Source organism: Flavobacterium algoriphilum, from assembly GCF_048158655.1.
GTDB lineage: Bacteria > Bacteroidota > Bacteroidia > Flavobacteriales > Flavobacteriaceae > Flavobacterium > Flavobacterium algoriphilum.
The window spans coordinates 201,329-221,392 of record NZ_JBLNKY010000004.1 but is presented as its reverse complement, the minus strand read 5'-3'; the positions used below and the strand labels follow the sequence as shown (position 1 = coordinate 221,392).

General features: G+C 35.2%; 19 protein-coding genes. 18 read left to right on the top strand and 1 reads right to left on the bottom strand.

Annotated features, from left to right (window positions below; translation table 11 throughout):
• Positions 1-2: 2 nt before the first annotated feature.
• From ACM55G_RS09395 to ACM55G_RS09345, 11 genes are all read left to right on the top strand, one after another.
• The gene (locus tag ACM55G_RS09395; protein WP_416843650.1) at positions 3-1,526 is read left to right on the top strand and encodes a RagB/SusD family nutrient uptake outer membrane protein; all 1,524 of its coding nucleotides are present in this window, start codon (positions 3-5) and stop codon (positions 1,524-1,526) included.
• Between the two features lie 82 nt (positions 1,527-1,608).
• Positions 1,609-2,781, top strand: coding sequence for a glycoside hydrolase 5 family protein (locus ACM55G_RS09390; protein WP_126458181.1), 1,173 nt, complete (start codon positions 1,609-1,611; stop codon positions 2,779-2,781).
• Positions 2,782-2,841: 60 nt separating this feature from the next.
• On the top strand, positions 2,842-3,897 hold the full coding sequence (locus ACM55G_RS09385; protein WP_416843649.1) for a glycoside hydrolase family 43 protein: 1,056 nt from the start codon (positions 2,842-2,844) through the stop codon (positions 3,895-3,897).
• A 3-nt stretch (positions 3,898-3,900) separates the two neighbouring features.
• Positions 3,901-5,064: an exo-alpha-sialidase gene (locus ACM55G_RS09380; protein ID WP_416843648.1), complete on the top strand. Its 1,164-nt coding sequence runs from the start codon at positions 3,901-3,903 to the stop codon at positions 5,062-5,064.
• Positions 5,065-5,649, top strand: a complete 585-nt coding sequence (locus tag ACM55G_RS09375) for a sugar-binding protein (protein ID WP_416843646.1) — start codon at positions 5,065-5,067, stop codon at positions 5,647-5,649. It begins immediately after the preceding gene.
• Between the two features lie 182 nt (positions 5,650-5,831).
• Positions 5,832-7,649, top strand: coding sequence for a glycoside hydrolase family 2 protein (locus tag ACM55G_RS09370; protein WP_416843645.1), 1,818 nt, complete (start codon positions 5,832-5,834; stop codon positions 7,647-7,649).
• Between the two features lie 11 nt (positions 7,650-7,660).
• Positions 7,661-8,701: a glycoside hydrolase family 43 protein gene (locus ACM55G_RS09365; protein ID WP_416843644.1), complete on the top strand. Its 1,041-nt coding sequence runs from the start codon at positions 7,661-7,663 to the stop codon at positions 8,699-8,701.
• 32 nt (positions 8,702-8,733) lie between these two features.
• The gene (locus tag ACM55G_RS09360) at positions 8,734-9,915 is read left to right on the top strand and encodes an aldose epimerase family protein (RefSeq protein WP_416843643.1); all 1,182 of its coding nucleotides are present in this window, start codon (positions 8,734-8,736) and stop codon (positions 9,913-9,915) included.
• Positions 9,916-9,937: 22 nt separating this feature from the next.
• On the top strand, positions 9,938-10,942 hold the full coding sequence (locus ACM55G_RS09355; RefSeq protein ID WP_416843642.1) for a glycoside hydrolase family 43 protein: 1,005 nt from the start codon (positions 9,938-9,940) through the stop codon (positions 10,940-10,942).
• A 955-nt stretch (positions 10,943-11,897) separates the two neighbouring features.
• Positions 11,898-13,073, top strand: a complete 1,176-nt coding sequence (locus ACM55G_RS09350; protein WP_416843641.1) for a glycosyltransferase family 2 protein — start codon at positions 11,898-11,900, stop codon at positions 13,071-13,073.
• Positions 13,074-13,157: 84 nt separating this feature from the next.
• The gene (locus ACM55G_RS09345) at positions 13,158-14,453 is read left to right on the top strand and encodes a dihydrolipoamide acetyltransferase family protein (RefSeq protein WP_416843640.1); all 1,296 of its coding nucleotides are present in this window, start codon (positions 13,158-13,160) and stop codon (positions 14,451-14,453) included.
• Between the two features lie 75 nt (positions 14,454-14,528).
• On the opposite strand, the gene ACM55G_RS09340 is transcribed toward ACM55G_RS09345, so the two are convergent.
• Positions 14,529-15,767: a porin gene (locus tag ACM55G_RS09340; RefSeq protein ID WP_416843639.1), complete on the bottom strand. Its 1,239-nt coding sequence runs from the start codon at positions 15,765-15,767 to the stop codon at positions 14,529-14,531.
• 318 nt (positions 15,768-16,085) lie between these two features.
• Here ACM55G_RS09340 and ACM55G_RS09335 point away from each other — a divergent pair, with 318 nt between their 5' ends.
• From ACM55G_RS09335 to ACM55G_RS09305, 7 genes are all read left to right on the top strand, one after another.
• Complete coding sequence (locus ACM55G_RS09335) at positions 16,086-16,856, top strand: exonuclease domain-containing protein (RefSeq protein WP_416843638.1); 771 nt, start codon at positions 16,086-16,088, stop codon at positions 16,854-16,856.
• A 69-nt stretch (positions 16,857-16,925) separates the two neighbouring features.
• A complete protein-coding gene (locus tag ACM55G_RS09330) occupies positions 16,926-17,537 on the top strand; it encodes a fumarylacetoacetate hydrolase family protein (protein ID WP_416843637.1) in 612 nt (203 codons plus the stop codon).
• Positions 17,537-17,881, top strand: coding sequence for an Hpt domain-containing protein (locus ACM55G_RS09325; protein ID WP_416843636.1), 345 nt, complete (start codon positions 17,537-17,539; stop codon positions 17,879-17,881). Before ACM55G_RS09330 ends, ACM55G_RS09325 begins: the two co-directional genes overlap by 1 nt.
• Positions 17,882-18,089: 208 nt before the next feature.
• The gene (locus tag ACM55G_RS09320; RefSeq protein WP_416843635.1) at positions 18,090-19,340 is read left to right on the top strand and encodes a CinA family nicotinamide mononucleotide deamidase-related protein; all 1,251 of its coding nucleotides are present in this window, start codon (positions 18,090-18,092) and stop codon (positions 19,338-19,340) included.
• Between the two features lie 75 nt (positions 19,341-19,415).
• Positions 19,416-19,652, top strand: coding sequence for a 50S ribosomal protein L28 (gene rpmB / locus ACM55G_RS09315; protein ID WP_024980263.1), 237 nt, complete (start codon positions 19,416-19,418; stop codon positions 19,650-19,652).
• A gap of 27 nt (positions 19,653-19,679) precedes the next feature.
• Positions 19,680-19,862 (top strand): 50S ribosomal protein L33, encoded by a 183-nt coding sequence (rpmG, locus tag ACM55G_RS09310; RefSeq protein WP_017495179.1) that lies wholly within the window; start codon positions 19,680-19,682, stop codon positions 19,860-19,862.
• 9 nt (positions 19,863-19,871) lie between these two features.
• Positions 19,872-20,024 (top strand): DUF4295 domain-containing protein, encoded by a 153-nt coding sequence (locus ACM55G_RS09305; RefSeq protein WP_143386768.1) that lies wholly within the window; start codon positions 19,872-19,874, stop codon positions 20,022-20,024.
• Positions 20,025-20,064: the final 40 nt, after the last annotated feature.

Here is a 20,064-nt window from a genome sequence, read left to right as displayed (position 1 = left end):
TAATGAAAAAAATATTTTTAATAACTGTAGTTTTTCTCAACCTCCTATCCTTGTCTTCATGTGATAACGAGTTGGAACTTGACAATCCAAATACATTAACAACAACTCAATATTGGGCTACAGAAAGTGATGCGCAAGCAGGAATAAACTCTGTTTATGCAATGTTTTACAAAGATGGTTTGTGGGCAAGATGGATTTATTTCCGTCTGGATTTAACCTCCGATGAAGGCTATAGCCAAAGTCCGTGGATAGAGTTAGCAGACTGGACCCGATTTAATTACATCAATTATAATTTCTGGGAAGGAAACAGCGTAACCTGGAGAGATACTTACAAAGCCATTTTTCGATGCAATCAGGTTATTGCTAATGTTCCAAAAATTGAATTCAAAAATGAAGACGACAAAAAGAAAATTTTAGCAGAAGCAAAATTTTTAAGAGCATTACATTATTATTATGCTGCAATCCTTTGGGAAAATATTCCAATTGTTTTAGAGCCGTCAACACCAAATGATCGTCCAGAACAAAAAAACATCACGGAAGTTTGGACACAAATAGAAAAAGATTTAAATGATGCCTATACTGATTTACCTACTGAATGGGCTGGGGATCAAACGGGAAGACCAGACAAAGGTGCTGCAAAAGGAATGCTTGCAAAAGTATACATGCAACAACGCAAATGGACGGAAGCTAAAGTTGCTTTAGAATATTTGATTTCGGGTGCTGGAGCAAAATACAGTTTGGTAGCTAATTATAGAGATAACTTTACCGCTGTAAATGAAAACAACAATGAGTCTGTTTTTGAAATTCAGTTTGGAGACCAAAGAAAAGGTGGGACTGACGAAGGTCCAAGTGCTGCAGTTTCGAGTAACCGTGCCCAATTTTTTGCCCCAAGAAGTATTGGATGGTCAGACGGACAAGCCAGATTTTGGTTAGTTGACGCTTTCAAAAAAGAAAAAAACAAAAATGGAGGTTTAGACATCCGATTAAAATACACCTTGTTTTATCCTGATTTATTGGCCGATTTTGGTGACAAAACATACAATAAAACCTGGCAGTGGGGAACTGAAGCTTGGTTCAGAAAAGGCAGTAGAGATTATTACAGAGACAATGAGGATTATTATAGTCAAGTAAACTACCGATTAATTCGCTATGCAGATATTTTATTGCGTTACGCTGAAGTCTTGAATGAAACCGGAAACACTGCCGGTGCTTACCAATATGTAGACATCGTAAGAGCTCGTGTAAATTTAACAACTTTGAAACTTGCTCATCCAGAAATTGGAAATGATAAAGCTAAATTCTTGGAGCGATTAAAAATGGAACGCGTTCTAGAATTGGCTGGTGAAAGTGTTCGTTGGGAAGATTTAAAACGTTGGGGAGATTTAGACTCACAAGCTGCTGTAGATAAAATTTCATTACGTGATCCTGATTTTAAAAACTTTAAGGTTGGTAAAAATCAAAGATTACCAATTCCTCAAGTAGAGGTTGATAACAACCCTAATTTAAGCCAACATCCTGAATATTAACTAGTAATTTTTATGGGAATGGTTATAGAATCATTCCCATAAAATTAGCAAACACAGATTTGTTCCAATAAAATAAATTATAATGAAAACGACTAAACTTTACCTGGCACTTGTGCTGGCAGGAATACTATTCCTTAGCTGCAACAAAACTAAATCAAGTTCAGAGGGGAATAATACTCCGGCAACAGCCGCAGTTGAAAAAAGAGAAATTTGGACAAAAGAACAGGCTAATTCATGGTATGCAAAACAGCCGTGGCTTGTAGGATCAAATTACAATCCAAGTACCGCCATAAATCAACTGGAAATGTGGCAAGAGGAAACTTTTGATCCTAAAAGAATTGATGAAGAACTAGGTTGGGCAGAACAAATAGGAATGAATACCATGCGTGTTTATTTACATGATTTATTACACAAAGATGATGCTGAAGGTCTTTACAAACGAATGAATATCTTTCTAGAAATTGCTGATAAACATCATATAAAAATTTTATTTGTGCTTTTTGATTCTTGTTGGGATCCATTTCCAGAATCAGGGAAGCAAAGAGCTCCAAAACCACATGTTCACAATTCAGGGTGGGTACAAAGTCCAGGACAAAAAGCATTGCAGGATGAAACACAATATCCTCGTTTAGAAAAATACGTAAAAGAAACGGTTACTCATTTTAAAGAGGATCAAAGAATATTAGGTTGGGATGTTTGGAATGAGCCTGATAACATGACAGGTCCTTCTTATGAAAAAGTTGAGATCGCCAACAAGGTTGATTTAGTGTACACTCTTTTGGGGAAAGTATTTAAATGGGCTAGAGAAAGTAATCCTTCACAACCACTAACCTCTGGTGTTTGGGCTGGTGATTGGACAGAGGCGAATTTAAAACCCATTTTTAAATTACAGTTAGACCAATCGGATGTGATTTCTTTTCATTGTTATGATAAACCCAAAGATTTTTTAAAACGTATAAATGAGCTAAAACGCTACGGAAAACCAATGTTGTGCACGGAATACATGGCGCGTCCTAATGGAAGCACATTCGAAGGATTCTTGCCAATTGCAAAAGAAAATAAAATTGCTATGATCAATTGGGGTTTAGTTGATGGTAAATCACAGACTAAATACTCTTGGGACAGTTGGACTAAAAAATACGATGCGGAACCCCAATTATGGTTCCACGAAGTATTTCATACGGATGGTACGCCGTATAAAAAATCAGAAACTGATTTAATTAAAAAAATGACTTCTGAGGCTAATGACAAATAAAAGAAGTTAAAAACTAACCCTATTTTAATTCCTTAAAATAGGGTTATAATACCCAAAAGAATGAAAAACAGGATTCTAAATACGGTTTTAATACTCGCAGTTTTAGTATTAGAAACAGCATTATTTGCACAGCAACCTAATCCGCCGGGGCAAGTACAAAATGGTTCAAAAGCAAAGAACGAAGCTTATTTATTTGCACACATGACGCATACGGATTACGGAAGATTGTATTATTCAGTAAGTCTTGATGGCTTACATTGGACTAATTTAAACAACGAAAAAAGAGTCTTTCCGGAATACCAAGGACACCCGGACATTTGCAAAGGTCCAGACGGCAAGTATTATATAGCAGGCAACATCAGCGATGATTCACCAGAAATTAATATATGGATTTCTGATGATTTAATAACTTGGAAAAAGCATGCTGTTTACACGCCAAATCTAAAAAGCACTCCCGATTATTCCAGTGCATTGCAAAGAATAGGCGCTCCAAAATTGTATTACGACAAAGACTCCGCAAAGTTTATGCTAACCTGGCACACGCCTCACAAGCAAGGCTCTAAAGAAGATCCCGAAGCCTATTGGGCAAGCCAAAGAACACTTTATGTCATGTCAAAAGATTTAAAAATGTTTGAAGGCACTCCAAATCGATTGTTTGATTGGGACATGGGAACGATTGATGTCTTCATCAGAAAAGTGGGAGATTCCTATTACGCAATTTTAAAAGATGAAACCTACCCAACTTTATATTGGACAACGGGAAAAACCATCCGAATTGCTAAATCAAAATCGCTATTAGGGCCATATTCATTGCCACAGGAATCAATCAGTCCGAATTTTAGGGAAGCACCTATGTTGATTCCATCTCCGGACGATAAAATCTGGTATATGTATTACGAGCAGTATCCCGGAGTTTCTTATGGATTATCCATTTCAGATAATTTAAACGGCCCTTGGTTTCAAGCATCAGGATACACTTTTTACAGCGATTGGGACAAATATAGTTTGCCTGAAAAAGCAAGACATGGTTGCATGATTTCAATTTCTACAAAAGAGTATGATGGTTTGGTACAAAAATTTGGTTTAACCAAAACAGAATCGAATCCCAAAAAGTAAAAAATGAAAAAAATAAATTATGCGTTTCTAGGACTTATTTTTATTCCATTACTTTCGTGTAGTGATTCTCAGGATGGGAATGATGAAAAACCAGTTGTAGAAAACATCGCATCCAAACCAGCTGTGGAAGGTATAAGAATTGCTTGGGATTACAACTCTTTAATTCTGGTTTCGGATAAAAACAGCACCGATTACAATGGATACGCCAGATTGGTGCAATTAAATGACAAGAAATTAATGTGTACTTATGAATCCGGCGGAGCGATTTTAGTGAAAACAAGCACTGATTTTGGCGGTACTTGGAGCGCACCCATTACAGTAGTTTCCGGAAATGCTTTGGTGAACATGACCACGCCGGATATTTTACAATTAAAGGATAATTCTATTTTGATTTGTTACAATCCAAGACCAATTGCAGGGAACGGTACTGTAAAATTTTCTATCAATACGATTAAAAGTTTTGACGGAGGTTTGACTTGGAAGGAAAATCGACTCGTATATGAAGCCAGTTCTGATTTTGAAAATGGCTGTTGGGAACCTTCGGCGTTACAAATTCCGAGTGGCGAAATTCAATTGTTTTTTTCCAATGAAAATGTGTACCGCAATTCTAATGAGCAAAATATTTCCCTGATCCGTTCATCAGATAATGGATTAGCATGGTCAACAATACCAGAAATTGTGAGTTTCAGAGCCGGAAAAAGAGATGGAATGCCCTCTCCAATTCTACTAAAAAATCAAACTGAAATTGTTTTTTCTATTGAAGATAATGGCATTGAGAATCAATTTAAACCGTATATCATTCGGAATTCAATTACAGAAAACTGGAAGCAACCAGTCGATGCAAATAGCAATAATAGAAATTATGCTTTGGAAGAAGTCTTGAGTAACCCCGTTTATGCAGGCGCTCCGTATCTGTCCCAAATTAGCACTGGAGAAGTTTTGATGTCCTACCAAGGAACTGAAAACAGAACAACAAACGATATTAATAATGCCGATATGAAAGTGGTTATTGGAACTAATGACGCTAAAAATTTCAACAGAAAATCTACTCCTTTTATACTTTCCATCGGAAAATCGGCTTTATGGAACAGTATTGCTGTTTTAGATGACGATACCGTTATAGCTTTAACCACTACGAATCAATTTTCAAATTCATCCCAAATTTAGATGATAAAAGGACGTGTTTTACCCGAAATTAATGCCACAAAAGAAACAGCCGTAATTGACGGGCTAAACAATGAAGTGGTTTGGCAAAAAGAAAGTCCAGTTTTCATTGGTCAAAAAAGCAGCACTCAATTAGAAGCCAATTTTACGTACGACACCGAATTTTTATATGCTTTTGCACAAGTGAAAGACAGCCAAATTGTAAGTACAGATGCCTTAACCGGAAGTGATGGTTTGAATTTGTATTTAGACCCTAAAAATAAAAGTTTAATTGCCCCGGGAAATTCCATTTTTAAACTGGAATTAGGGCAATCCAATCTGTTTTCGATATATGAGGGAGAAAACAGCAAATGGAAAAAATTAGACAGTCCAAAAGGAATGGTAACAACGACTGTCAAAACTTCAAACGGTTATCGAATAGAAGTCAAAATACCGTGGAATGTATTAGGTGGAATGCCTGCAAAACAAACCAGAATAGGTTACAACGTAGAAATTAGAGAAAAAGGAACAAATAATTATACCGAAAGTATTGCAACCAATAGTAGTGACAAACCGTATTCTTGGTCCACTTTAAAACTGGTGAATTAATACAAAAAGGTAAAAAAACAGGGCGTTTATAATGGTTTAAAACGTCACTAAAAGGAGGTTAGTTAAGTTAGGTTTGTTTAATTACCGGGCTATTTTTAAATAGTCTGGTAATTTTTTAGTAACAGAAATAGAAAAATAGCACGTCAATTTTATTGAGGTGCGCCAAAATAAATTATATATCAATGAAAAAAAATGCAACAGTACTTCTCTTTTTATGCTTAGGATTATCATTATCTGCGCAATGGAAACCGGCTGGAGAAAAAATCAAAACAGAATGGGCTAATAAAGTAAATCCAAAACAGGTACTTCCTGAATATCCTCGTCCGATAATGGAGCGCAAGGAATGGAAAAACCTCAACGGATTATGGAATTATGCTATCCAAGAAGCAGGAAAACCAACCCCTACAAAATACGACGGTCAAATTCTGGTTCCTTTTGCAGTAGAATCCAGTTTATCTGGTGTGATGAAAGAAGTGGGTTCTAAAAATGAACTTTGGTACACCACCACTTTCACGGTGGAATCCAATTGGAAAGGTCAGAACATTTTGTTGCATTTTGGCGCAGTGGATTGGAAAACCGAAGTTTGGTTGAATGGTGTTAAAATCGGTTCGCATACCGGTGGATATACTCCGTTTTCTTTTGATATAACACCTTTTATAACTGGAAAAACGCAACAGTTAACAGTAAAAGTTTGGGATCCTTCCAATGAAGGACCACAACCAAGAGGAAAACAAGTTAAAAACCCGGAAGGAATCTGGTACACGCCGGTTACGGGAATTTGGCAGACGGTTTGGATCGAACCTGTACATAAAAAGAATATTACAACTATCAAAACCACACCAGATATTGATCAGAATGTAATTAATATAAAACCCGAAGTTGCCGGAGCAAGTTATGGCGATGTAATCGAAGTAACCGTTTATGATGATTCAAAAACAATTGCAAGCGGGAAAGCTTCCGTTGGAGAAAACTTGGAAATTGTTTTAAATAATCCAAAATTATGGTCTCCGGAATCTCCTTTTTTATACAAAACCAATGTTAAATTAATTAGCAATGGAAAAGTTGTCGATCAGGTAAAAAGTTATTTTGCAATGCGAAAAATTGGCTCTAAAAGAGATGTAAATGGTGTGCTTAGAATGCAATTAAACAACAAAGACTATTTCCAATTTGGGCCTTTAGATCAAGGTTGGTGGCCAGACGGATTATATACTGCTCCTACCGATGAAGCTTTAAAATATGATATTGTTAAGACCAAAGAATTAGGTTTTAATATGCTTCGCAAGCATGTCAAAGTAGAACCGGAACGTTGGTATACGCATTGTGATCAACTTGGGATTTTGGTATGGCAAGATATGCCTAGTGGTGACGAGCAACCTTTATGGCAAAATAAAAAATATTTTGAAGGTACTGAATTGCAAAGAACTCCTAAATCGGAAGCAATTTATAAAAAAGAATGGAAAGAGATCATGGACCATTTATATTCGTATCCAAGTATTGTCGTTTGGGTACCTTTTAATGAAGCATGGGGACAATTTAAAACGGTTGAAATTACCGAGTGGACCAAGAATCACGATCCAAGCCGATTAGTCAATTCATCCAGCGGAGGAAATCATTTTCAGACGGGAGACATATTGGATTTACACAATTATCCCGGTCCGGAGATGTATCTTTATGATGCCCGAAGAATTACCGTTCTGGGCGAATATGGCGGAATCGGATTGCCTTTGGAAGACCATTTGTGGAGAGCAAACGACAATTGGGGTTATATCAAGTTCAAAAACGCCACAGAAGTAACCAATGAGTATATCAAGTATGCCAACGAGTTAAAGAAATTAGTCAAAACTGGATTTTCTGCTGCGGTTTATACGCAAACAACTGACGTAGAAGGTGAAGTAAATGGATTTATGACCTACGACAGAAAAGTGGATAAAATGGATTTCGAAAAAGTAAGCGCTATCAACAAAGAAGTTATCGATGCTCTAAATCATCAATCGAACTAAAAGCTATTGAAATGAAAAAATATTTAATACTAATTGTATACTTAATTGCCTCGGGCTGTAATTCAGAAGCCTATTCGCAACAAGAAACCTTTACTAACCCTATTTTACCATCTGGTGCAGATCCTTACAGCACCTATTACAAAGGATATTATTACTACACCCATACGTTGCAAAATAAACTGGTTTTATGGAAAACTAAAAGTTTAGCTGATTTAAAAAATGCGGAGAGCAAAACCATTTGGACAGCACCAAAAAACACAGACTATTCCGCAGATATTTGGGCACCGGAATTTCATATTATCAATGGCAAATGGTACGTCTATTTTGCTGCAGACAATGGATATAATACGACTCATAGAATGTACGTTTTAGAAAATAAATCGGATGATCCTTTTAAAGGAGAATGGGTATTTAAAGGAAAAATAGCCGCAAAAACTGATAAATGGGCCATTGACGGAAATGTATTCAACTATAAAAACAGTCTTTACATGATTTGGGCAGGATGGGAAGGCGACACTAATGGACAACAGAACATTTATATTGCTAAAATGAAAAACCCTTGCGAAATAGAGGGCGATCGGGTTTTAATTTCGTCACCAACATTCGATTGGGAAACACACGGCACTTTAAACGACCCGAATAATCCGCCTCAAGTGAATGTCAATGAAGGACCACAATTTTTAATGCACGACGACAAGGTATTTGTCGTGTATTCCGCCAGCGGTTGTTGGACTGATTTTTATGCTTTGGGCTTGTTGCATTTTCAAGGAAATGGAGATTTACTGGAAGCTTCTTATTGGGTAAAAACAGAGAAACCATTATTCCAACAATCTGTAAAAAATCAGGTTTTTGCTCCCGGACACAATTCGTTTTTCAAATCTCCAAACGGAAAAGAAGACTGGATTTTGTACCATGCAAATTCTAATCCCGGAGAAGGCTGTGGGAATAAAAGAGCACCAAGAATGCAAAAAATAAACTGGGATTCGAATGGATTTCCTGTGTTTGGAGAACCCGTTAGTGAAGGAACAAAATTAGAAATTCCCGCGGAATAGTTTTTTATTAAAACAATATAAAATTTAAAACAATGAAAAAAATTCAGATTTATACAGTCCTTATTCTTGCTGTATTTCAGGTTTCCTGCAAAGAAAATAAAAACAATAATTCAACTCAAAAAGAAATGAATCAAGAAAAGACTGCTAATTCGCCTCAAACTTTTTTAGAAACTAAAAATTTTGAAGCGGAGATAGACAACAAAAAAACAACTTTATATTGGATTGAAAATAACGGTTTGAAAGCGGCTTTTACCAATTATGGGGGAAGATTAGTAGGATTATGGGTAGCGGATAAAAACGGAAAGCTCACTGATGTTGTTGTTGGAATGAACAGCGTTGCCGGATTTCAAAAATCGACAGAACCTTATTTTGGAGCTACAATCGGCAGAGTTGGAAACCGAATTGCTAAAGGAAAATTTACTTTGGAAGGAAAAGAATACAATGTTCCTTTAAATAACGGAGAAAATGCACTGCATGGCGGAAAAAAAGGATTTCAAGGTGTGGTTTGGAATGCGGAAAAAACGGATGACCATACTTTAGTTTTTACCTATACTTCTCCCGATATGGAACAAGGGTTTCCAGGAAAACTAGAAGTAAAAGTGACTTACACCATTACAGCAGATAAAACTTTAAAAATGGAATACGAAGCCACCACTGATAAAACTACGGTTGTCAATTTGACCAATCATGCTTTTTTTAATTTAAACGGAGAAGGCAGTGGAAGTGTTTTGGATCATGAATTACAATTATTTGCCAATAAATACACGCCTGTAAATGCTGGTTTAATTCCAACAGGAAAGTTAGAAGACGTTACCCATACTCCTTTCGATTTTCTTGAAAAACATACTATTGGAGAACGCATTGAAGTGACCAATGAACAATTAAAATTCGGAAAAGGATACGACCATAATTATGTCCTAAACGGAACTATCAAAAACGGAATCAATCATGCCGCAACCATCACCGGAGACCAATCAGGGATTTCTATGGGTATTTATACTGCAGAGCCTGGGATTCAGTTTTACAGCGGAAACTTTATGCAAGGTAAAAACACGTTTAAGTCTGGAGTAAAAGATGATTTCAGAACGGCTTTCGCTTTAGAAACCCAACATTTTCCAGACGCACCCAATCAACCTAGTTTCCCATCAATTACTTTGAAACCAGGGAAAAAATACCAAACCGTTTCGTATTACCAATTTTCCATTCGTAAATAAAACGAATTCTAAAACAGCTCAAATGAAAAAAATATTTATAATTCTATTTTTAGGGCTAAGTCTAAATTCATGCTCCCAACAAAAAGAAGAGAAAACTGAAACAACTCCCCCGCCTGCTGCTGTATTAAAAGATATTTTTCTGGCAGACCCGACCATTTTTTACAATGAAGGCACTTATTATCTTTATGGAACAACAACTGGAAACACCCCGTTAAACGGAGAAGGTTTTCAGGTCTATACCTCTTCCGATCAAAAAAACTGGAAAGGACCAGTTGGTACTCAAAGTGGTCTTGCGCTTAAAAAAGGAGATGCATATGGTACACAAGGATTTTGGGCTCCACAAATATTGAAGTATAACAATCAGTTTTACATGTTTTATACAGCCAATGAAAATATTGCTGTAGCAACAAGTAATAACCCAGTTGGGCCTTTCAGAAACACCTCTAAAGAACCATTAGCCGCCTCCGTAAAGCAAATTGATCCTTTTGTTTTTATAGATGATAACGAAAAAAAATATTTGTATCATGTTAGGCTTACGAATGGAAATCGAATTTTTGTAGCGGAATTAAATGACGACCTTTTAAGTGTTAAACCAGAAACACTTACAGAATGTATCGCTGCAGAATTACAATGGGAAAACACCCAAAATGTGAATTGGCTGGTTGCAGAAGGGCCTACAGTATTGAAAAAAGATGGTTTGTATTATTTAATTTATTCGGCAAATGATTTTAGAAATCCAGATTATGCCGTTGGATACGCAACCAGTAAAAGTCCTTTGGGTCCTTGGAGAAAATCGACAACCAGTCCGATCATATCTCGAAATTTAATTGGAGAAAATGGATCTGGCCACGGCGATTTATTTTTAGACAAAGACCACCAATTGCAATATGTTCTTCATACCCATTTCAGCGCAACGAGTGAAGCGCCTAGAAAAGCAGCAATTATTGAAATGAATTTTGTTGAAAAAAACCAAGAATTACAATTGCAAGCAAAAAAGAAAAGCTTTCGATTTTTAAATAAAAATTAATTGTTTCAAAAAAACGCTTTAATAATTCGATATTATCGTTTGCAATATAGGTTTATTACTATTTGATATGTAAAAAAAAATACATGTTAAGCTAAGCTAAATTTTTGTAATTAATTTAATGTTAAATTTTTTAATAGTTACATAATTCAAATCAGAATGCCTCCTTTTTTTCTGTTGTAACAAATTCAATGTATTCAAAGATTTCCAGTTTCATTCGTTCTTTAGAAATTAGTTTGTTTCTATAAATATTCAGTTTTTAAGGATTTAAAAAAGCTTTCCGATACCGCATTGTAACAACAATTTCCTTTGCGAATTATACTGCGGGTTATTTTTTTATAGCAATCAAGAAAATTTACAAACCTTTTGCTGGCTTATTGAACCTTTTGGAATGAAAAATTAAATCTTCCTCAATATTTCGGTTTTTAACCGCCATTTTCCAAGCTCCAAGCGTAGTTTACTTCACCTGTTCGCTATCGCTCGGGTCATCTGTACTCATTCCATCGGTCAAACTCAAACTATAATTTTTAGATCGTATAATTCCATACTGATTGTCAGGTATATAAATCCTTCTTTGATTTTTATATAGTATACAGGTGTTTTTATAAAAAAAATCTCTATTTAATATATTTTCAACAATTCAACAATTATGATTAGAATTGGTTTTATTTTAAGAAAATCGAATACTAATGAAGTTGAGAAATTTATACTATTAGTTTAAAGTTTTATTGATCTTTTGATTCAAAATCTGACCATTGGCAAGTATAGTCCAAAACGTAAAATTTATTCCTTAGTTATTTCAAAACAAACAACATTATATTACATTATTTTAAAGGATAAAAAACAAATTGATTTGGTGTTATTTTGGAACAATAAATAAAATCCAAGTCTTCTCAATAAATTATTAAGATAATTTTCTAATTTTCTAATTGGTAAATTTTCTAATTATATTTGCTCAATGCAACTATCTGTCATCATCCTCAATTACAATGCACGCTATTTTCTGGAACAATGTGTTTTAAGTGTCCAAAATTCTTTAGAAAGAATTGACAGCGAAATCATTGTAGTCGATAATAATTCCCAAGATGACAGTTGTGAAATGATGAAAAAGCGTTTTCCAAACGTAAAACTCATTCAAAACAAGGCGAATTTAGGTTTTCCTAAAGGCAATAATATAGGAGTTGCGCAAGCTCAAGGCAAATACATTTGTATTCTCAATCCAGATACAGTTGTAGCCGAAGATACGTTTACGAAAGTATTGGCTTTCGCCAAAAAACTACCTGATTTAGGAATCCTAGGGTGTAAACTTATTGATGGCACCGGAACTTTTCTGCCCGAAAGCAAACGGGGCGTTCCAACACCTTGGGTCGCTTTTACCAAAATTACATGTCTATACAAATTGTTTCCCAAATCAAGAACTTTTGGGAAATATTATGCACAGCATTTGAACGAAAACGAAACGGGAAAAGTAGATATTCTCGTGGGTGCTTTTATGTTGATGAAAAAAGATTTGTATCTTGAAGTAGGCGGGTTTGATGAAGATTGCTTCATGTATTCAGATGATATTGATTTGTCTTATCGGATTTTACAAAAAGGAAAATCCAATTATTATTTCCATGAAACCACCGTAATACATTATAAAGGGGAAAGCACCGTTAAGGACGAAACCTACATGAAACGTTTTCAGGAAGCCATGAATTTCTTTTATAAAAAGCATTTTCGTAGATCCGTATTATTCTCTCTTTTTATAAAAGTAGGAATTGTCTTTTTTTCTTTTGTAAAAATGTTTCAAGGGAAATCTACACTAAAAAGGACTCCAAAATCATATCTATTGTATTCGGCTAACCAAAAATTAGCAGATAAACTCCGTTTAGTTTTGCAAAAAAAAGTTTCATTTCATGATTTAAAAACAGAAAAAATGGTAATTTCGTCTTCGCTAAGAAGCGGGTATGGAACCGAAATTATTTTGGATAACGAATTTGTTTCTTTCAAAGAAAGTATCGCAATTCTCGAATCCTCAATAAATAAGTCACGAAGCCTCGGGATTACTTTTAAAATCATACCAAAACAAGCTAATTTTTTAATTGGAAGTAATAATAGTAACGAAAGAGGTGAGGTTATTAAAATTGAGTGAAAAATTACATTTAATGTAATTTATATTTAAAATATTTAGTAATTTCGCAAACTGAAAATCAAAAACACCTTCTAGGTTAACAATATGGCAAGATTTGAATTAAAGCTTCCTAAAATGGGAGAAAGCGTTGCAGAAGCGACTATTACAAATTGGTTGAAACAAGTTGGAGACAAAATTGAAGCCGATGAAGCAGTACTTGAAATTGCTACTGATAAAGTCGATAGCGAAGTGCCAAGTGAAGTTTCGGGTGTTTTAGTGGAACAATTGTTTGGTAAAGATGATTTGGTTCAAGTGGGGCAAACTATTGCCATTATTGAAACAGACAGCGTTACGGAAACAGTGCAAGAAATTCCAGCTCCGGTTGCCGTTGCAGCAATTGAAAAAACTGTTGATGCAGCTAAAGAAGCGGTTGCGGTTCCAGTAGATTTCTCAAATTCCGAAAAATTCTTGTCACCCTTGGTCAAAAATATTGCCAAAGAAGAAGGTGTTACTGTTGCCGAATTAGAATCGATTTCGGGAACGGGGAAAGATGGAAGAGTTACTAAAAATGATATTTTAGAGTTCGTAAAAGAGAGAGCAAGCCAACCTGTAGTTTCAACTGCGGTTGCAGCAGTTCAAAAATCAATAACAGCTCCAGTTGTTCAAAAAGCAGCTCCGGTATCTTTAAGTGGTGGGGATGAAATTATAGAAATGGACAGAATGCGCAAGCTAATTGCGGGTTATATGGTCGCTTCGGTACAAACATCAGCTCACGTTCAGTCCTTTATTGAAGTGGATGTGACGAATATTGTAAAATGGAGAGAAAAAAATAAAGTTGCATTCGAAAAAAGAGAAGGCGAGAAGTTGACTTATACTCCAATTTTTATGGAAGCGGTTGCGAAAGCACTAAAAGATTTCCCTGGAATGAATATTTCTGTAGATGGTGATTTTATCATCAAGAAGAAAAATATCAACCTTGGAATGGCGGCGTCATTGCCAAACGGAAACTTGATCGTTCCAGTAATTAAAAATGCAGATCAATTAAATTTAGTTGGAATGGCAAAAGCGGTCAACGATTTAGGAAGCCGTGCAAAAGCAGGAAAACTAAAACCAGATGATACACAAGGCGGAACCTACACCGTTACGAATGTGGGGACTTTTGGAAGTGTTTTTGGTACGCCAATAATCAATCAGCCGCAAGTTGGGATTTTAGCGCTTGGAGCAATCCGAAAAATGCCAGCGGTAATCGAAACTCCAGAAGGGGACTTCATTGGTATTCGCCAGAAAATGTTTTTGTCGCACAGTTACGATCATAGAGTTGTGGATGGCGCATTAGGAGGTAGTTTTGTAAAACGAGTAGCCGAATATTTGGAAGCTTTCGATGTCGACAGAGATTTTTAAACGAAAAATAAAAAATAAAGTCCGACTGGAATTCTTCAGTCGGACTTTATTTCTAATAATATACACAACGCTTTTTTAGAAACTCATTTGAACTTGCAATCGGAGCAGGTTGCCTTTTTGATGATTGTCACGTTTTACGGCATCTTCATATCTTCTGTTGGCAATCGTATAATCGGCAACGATTTCAAGGTTTTTAAAGAACTGCCATTCAAAACCCATCTCTAAATCATTTACAGAATAGCTTCTGGCATCTAATTCATGTTTCTTTCCACCGTGATACATTTGGTATTTAACAAAAGGTAAAATGGTCTGTTTTTTTATGTCTATTTTGTAGAAAACCTGTGCGTAACCACCGTATAATTTTTTTTGTTCAATGGTGTTATTTCGAGTATTAAATTCAGGGCCGTTACCAATATTGTACTCCGCTTGAAAACCAAATGGTTTTGGGTAAAGTACAATACTCGCGGCCACACGTTGGTCTAAATATTCTGCATCCGTTTTTGTAATCACAGTACTGGTTATTGAATTGACTACGTATTTCCCTGTATAACCCTGTAAGCCTAATTCAAGAATTTGGTTTCGGTTTAGTTCAAATGGGTACGATATACGGGCAACTATATGTTTGTTTTTATTGGCTTCGGGTCTATTGGCTGTTTGTCCATTGTAAATTCCTAATCCAAAAACACCGTAATCTCCTGTTCCTTTAAGTCCGTCTTTAACTAATTTTGAGAACAACGCTCTTTTTTTGGCAGGAGCCCAATAGAATAGTATTCCTAAATCACGTTCATTCGCAACAGCACTGTTTAATGCGTCGTTACGGTCTAATGTCAATCGGTTTTGGCTGGATTGTAGGTTTTCAAAACCATATGGTATTTTACTTTGTCCTATTCTTACGCGGTATTCTTTTTTGGAATCAAGAGACACATCAAAATAAGCATCTCTAATTTGTAAAATATTATTAGTGGAAGAAGCCGATGAGGCAAAATCAGGTTGAATGTAAACATAGATATGTTCGTTTATATCACCCGAAAGTACAATCCGGCCTCTTCTTAAAGAAAATCCATTATTGTCCCCTCCCCATGTTTTATCGCATTGTTCACAGCCCAAATCTGGATTGGTTTCTAATAACCCATTGTATCTCACTTGTACGTAACCTCTCAAACTAATGTTTTCAAACCATTTTTTTTGAATGCCAAGGATTTCTTTTTTTTCTTCTTTTTTAGAAATACTGTCAGTTTTTGAATCCACATTTTGAGAGTTAGTGGTATAAATTGTAATTATACAACCAATAACGGCAATTATTGATTTCTTCATTTTTATGTAAGTGTTAATTTTTTGCAAATTTATAGTTATTAATTACCCTGTATATTAAGAGAATGTTACCATTATTAAATATTGATAAGTATCTGTGGGAAAAATTAGCTGTTTGTTTTGAGAGCGGTATTAAATGGGGTAAAATTCCGAATCTTTTTATCTACACAGGAATGATTACTTTTTATGTTATTTTAGAATAGGAAAGAAAGTGAATTTATTTTGTTAAGGAATAAAAAATAGATTCTAATAATGAAATTGCTTCAGTCAATTTGATATTCATTTCAAACACTTATATTTGTACCTAGACAAAATAAAGACATGGAATTAAAGTTAAGTAAACCAATTTGCTTTTTCGATCTTGAAACCACAGGAATAGATATCGGAAAAGATAGAATTGTAGAAATATCAATATTTAAAGTTTTTCCAAACGGAAATAAAGAAAGCAAAACGTGGTTAGTGAATCCAACTATTCCTATTCCGCCTCAAACAACGGCTGTTCATGGAATCACTAATGAAAAAGTAGCTAATGAACCTACTTTTAATGAATTAGCGACACAGGTTTACAATATGATTAAAGATAGCGATTTGGCTGGGTTTAATTCAGATCGTTTTGATATTCCGTTATTGGCTGAAGAAATGTTGAGAGCAGGAGTAGATTTTGATATGAAAGGTAGGGTTTCAGTAGATGTGCAAACCGTATTTCATAAAATGGAAGAACGTACATTAGGCGCGGCGCACAAGTTTTATTGTGGAAAAACGCTCGAAAATGCACATTCTGCCGAAGCGGATACTATGGCGACTTACGAAATATTAAAAGCGCAACTGGACCGTTATCCTGACTTGGAAAATGACATGAAATCATTGTCGGAATTTACTACAAGAAAGAGAATTGCTGATTTTGCAGGGATGATTGCTTTTGATAAAGATGATGAAGAGATTTTTGCTTTTGGAAAACACAAAGGAGTAAAAGTAAATAAAGTTCTAGAAACAGAACCAGGTTATTTCAGTTGGATGCAAAATGCTGATTTTCCTTTGTATACCAAGAAAGTTTTAACAGCAATCAAACTTCGAAAACTGAATACGAAATAGGTATTATTTTGTAAGGTGTTGGGTACAAAGTGCTCCAAAAACCAGAACTCAAAATCCAAACCCTAAGTTATGAAAATAATCTGCATTGGTAGAAATTATGCCAACCATATAGCTGAATTGCACAACGAAAGACCCACAGAACCGGTGGTTTTTATGAAACCGGATTCCGCTGTATTATTGAAACAACATCCTTTTGTAATCCCGGAGTTTTCGGAAGATATTCATCACGAAATTGAAATTATTGTCAAAATAAATAAGGTTGGTAAATACATCGAGCCTAAGTTTGCTCATAAGTATTATGACGAAATTAGTGTGGGAATTGACTTTACTGCACGTGATTTGCAAAGTAAATTAAAAGCTAAAGGTTTGCCCTGGGAAAAAGCAAAAGCATTTGATGGCTCAGCCGTTATAGGGGAATTTTTACCAAAAAATCAATTTAGTTCATTAGAAAATATTACTTTTGAATTAACCAATAATAATAAAACGGTACAAATTGGTAATTCTGGTCTTATGTTGTGGAAAATTGATGAGCTAATTTCTTATGTTTCTCAGTTTTTTACGTTAAAGATCGGTGATATCATTTTTACGGGAACACCCGAAGGAGTAGCTGCTGTAAAGCCAGATGACGTTTTAGAAGGGTTTTTAGAAGGACAACAACTATTTAGAATACAAGTAAAATAATGGCTATAAATTACAACCTTTCAAAAGTGTACGCGCTTTCAGACAACGATCCAGAATTTGTGACTGAAATTTTGACTTTGTTCGTTACTGAAGTTCCAGACGATTTACTGCAAATCAAAGAAGGAATAAAAAAGAAAGACCATAAGCATGCTTATGCTTATGCGCACAAGATAAAACCAACGCTCGATTTAATGGGTTTAAACGTGGCTTTCGAAGAAATTCTTCAAGTTGAAGCCTGGACCAAAGCGGAAGGTAAAAAGAAAGACATCAAAGAAACTTTCAAGAGCGTTAAGAATCAAGTTAACGATGCGATCAAAGAAATCAAAAAAGACTTTAATTTGTAAAATTTGGGTGTGACCCCTGAAAAAGCGGGTCGGGCTATCCGTTACAAACGAATTTCACTGAGCTCTATAAAAACAACTATTAGGTGAAGTAATCTCCCGAAGAAAAATCGGGAAGATTTTCACTTTATTCCTCACGAAAAAAAAGGAATACATTAATTGATATCTTCTTTTTTTGGATTGCAATCTCACAAACAAATAGTGCTAAAATATGAAAGCAACCATAGTTACTATAGGTGACGAAATTTTAATAGGCCAGATTGTTGATACAAATTCTGGTTTTATTGCCAAATCGTTGGACAAAATTGGTGTTGAAATCAACGAAATGATTTCGATAAGCGACGATAAAAAACACATTTTAGATACGTTTACGAAGCTTCAAAACACAGTGGATCTGGTTATTATTACCGGCGGTTTAGGCCCTACAAAAGATGATGTTACCAAGAAAACATTTTGTGATTATTTTGAAGATGAATTAATTGTTGATCAAAAAGTTCTTGCTCATGTTACCCATCTTATAGAAGGTTTTTATAAACGGACAATTACTCAAATCAATAAAGATCAAGCACTGGTTCCGTCAAAATGTACTGTACTTCACAATCAGGTAGGTACGGCACCAGGAATGTGGATGAAAAAAGAAAATACGGTGTTTATTTCGCTTCCAGGAGTCCCTTTCGAAATGAAATATTTAGTAGAGCAAGAGATTGTCCCGAAAGTAGTTCGAGAATATAAACGCCCATACATTCTGCATAAAACAATTCTTACTTACGGTCAAGGCGAAAGTATGGTTGCTGAACGGATTGAAGAATGGGAAAATAACCTTCCTGAATTTATAAAATTGGCTTATTTACCTGCTCCGGGAAGAGTTCGTTTGCGCCTTTCAGCGCGAGGTACCGATAAAGAAAAATTAGAAGCGGCCATTGAAGAAAACGTAAAATCGCTGGACGCCATAATCCATGATATCATTGTTGGTTTTGATGATGATGAGACACTGGAAGTTGTGGTAGGAAGAATATTGACAAAACAAAATAAAACCATTTCCACTGCCGAAAGTTGCACTGGAGGAAAAATCGCTGAGGTTTTGACTTCAGTTTCAGGTTCATCCCAATATTTTAAAGGAAGTGTAGTTTCTTACGCGACGGAGGTTAAAACTAATGTATTGGGTATTCCGGAAAGCCTCATAAAAGAACATTCTGTTGTGAGTAGAGAAGTAGTTTCGGCTATGGCTTTGAGTGTACAAAAGATGATGAAAACGGATTATGCAATTGCTACAACCGGAAATGCAGGACCGTCAAAAGGAGACTCAGATGCTGAAATTGGATCCGTTTTTATCGCATTGGCTACACCAAGCGAAGTAATTGTTGAAGAATTTAATTTTGGTCAACCACGTGAAAAAGTGATAGATAGAGCGGTAATTAAAAGTTTAGAGCTATTACAGAAAGAAATTTTGAAAAATGTGTAATATTTTCTTTGTTTAATAGGTTTATTTTTCTTTTCTTTGCACCCTGATTTTGAATAACGATAAAAGATAAGTATAATGTCAAGAGTTTGTGACCTTACAGGTAAAAGAGCGATGGTAGGAAATAACGTTTCTCACGCTATGAACAAAACTAAGAGAAAATTTTCTGTGAACTTAGTTAAAAAGCGTTTTTATCTTCCAGAAGAAGATAGATGGATTACTCTAAGAGTAGCTGCATCTACGATAAAAACAATTAATAAAAATGGAATTGCTGCGGTTTTGAAAAAAGCTCAGTCAGAAGGATTTATTAAATAATCCCTTCCAAAATAAAAAAATAGCAAGATGGCAAAGAAAGGTAATAGAATCCAGGTAATTTTAGAATGTACTGAACACAAAACATCAGGTGTTGCAGGGACTTCAAGATACATCACAACAAAGAACAAGAAAAATACTCCAGACAGATTAGAGATTAAAAAATTTAATCCAATCTTGAAACGTGTAACAGTTCATAAAGAAATTAAATAATAATTAGTCATGGCAAAGAAAACAGTAGCATCGTTACAGACATCTTCTAAGAGATTATCAAAAGCCATCAAAATGGTGAAATCTCCAGTAACAGGGGCATATACATTCGTAGAATCTATTATGACTCCAGAAGCAGTTGATGAATTCTTGAAAAAGAAATAATTCAGAAGCATATTATATAGAAAAGCTACTTTCATTCGGA

Coding starts and splice junctions, on each gene's coding strand:
- ACM55G_RS09395 (WP_416843650.1), top strand. CDS start 3: ATGAAAAAAATATTTTTAATAACTGTAGTTTTTCTCAACCTCCTATCC.
- ACM55G_RS09390 (WP_126458181.1), top strand. CDS start 1,609: ATGAAAACGACTAAACTTTACCTGGCACTTGTGCTGGCAGGAATACTA.
- ACM55G_RS09385 (WP_416843649.1), top strand. CDS start 2,842: ATGAAAAACAGGATTCTAAATACGGTTTTAATACTCGCAGTTTTAGTA.
- ACM55G_RS09380 (WP_416843648.1), top strand. CDS start 3,901: ATGAAAAAAATAAATTATGCGTTTCTAGGACTTATTTTTATTCCATTA.
- ACM55G_RS09375 (WP_416843646.1), top strand. CDS start 5,065: ATGATAAAAGGACGTGTTTTACCCGAAATTAATGCCACAAAAGAAACA.
- ACM55G_RS09370 (WP_416843645.1), top strand. CDS start 5,832: ATGAAAAAAAATGCAACAGTACTTCTCTTTTTATGCTTAGGATTATCA.
- ACM55G_RS09365 (WP_416843644.1), top strand. CDS start 7,661: ATGAAAAAATATTTAATACTAATTGTATACTTAATTGCCTCGGGCTGT.
- ACM55G_RS09360 (WP_416843643.1), top strand. CDS start 8,734: ATGAAAAAAATTCAGATTTATACAGTCCTTATTCTTGCTGTATTTCAG.
- ACM55G_RS09355 (WP_416843642.1), top strand. CDS start 9,938: ATGAAAAAAATATTTATAATTCTATTTTTAGGGCTAAGTCTAAATTCA.
- ACM55G_RS09350 (WP_416843641.1), top strand. CDS start 11,898: ATGCAACTATCTGTCATCATCCTCAATTACAATGCACGCTATTTTCTG.
- ACM55G_RS09345 (WP_416843640.1), top strand. CDS start 13,158: ATGGCAAGATTTGAATTAAAGCTTCCTAAAATGGGAGAAAGCGTTGCA.
- ACM55G_RS09340 (WP_416843639.1), bottom strand. CDS start 15,767: ATGAAGAAATCAATAATTGCCGTTATTGGTTGTATAATTACAATTTAT.
- ACM55G_RS09335 (WP_416843638.1), top strand. CDS start 16,086: ATGGAATTAAAGTTAAGTAAACCAATTTGCTTTTTCGATCTTGAAACC.
- ACM55G_RS09330 (WP_416843637.1), top strand. CDS start 16,926: ATGAAAATAATCTGCATTGGTAGAAATTATGCCAACCATATAGCTGAA.
- ACM55G_RS09325 (WP_416843636.1), top strand. CDS start 17,537: ATGGCTATAAATTACAACCTTTCAAAAGTGTACGCGCTTTCAGACAAC.
- ACM55G_RS09320 (WP_416843635.1), top strand. CDS start 18,090: ATGAAAGCAACCATAGTTACTATAGGTGACGAAATTTTAATAGGCCAG.
- rpmB (WP_024980263.1), top strand. CDS start 19,416: ATGTCAAGAGTTTGTGACCTTACAGGTAAAAGAGCGATGGTAGGAAAT.
- rpmG (WP_017495179.1), top strand. CDS start 19,680: ATGGCAAAGAAAGGTAATAGAATCCAGGTAATTTTAGAATGTACTGAA.
- ACM55G_RS09305 (WP_143386768.1), top strand. CDS start 19,872: ATGGCAAAGAAAACAGTAGCATCGTTACAGACATCTTCTAAGAGATTA.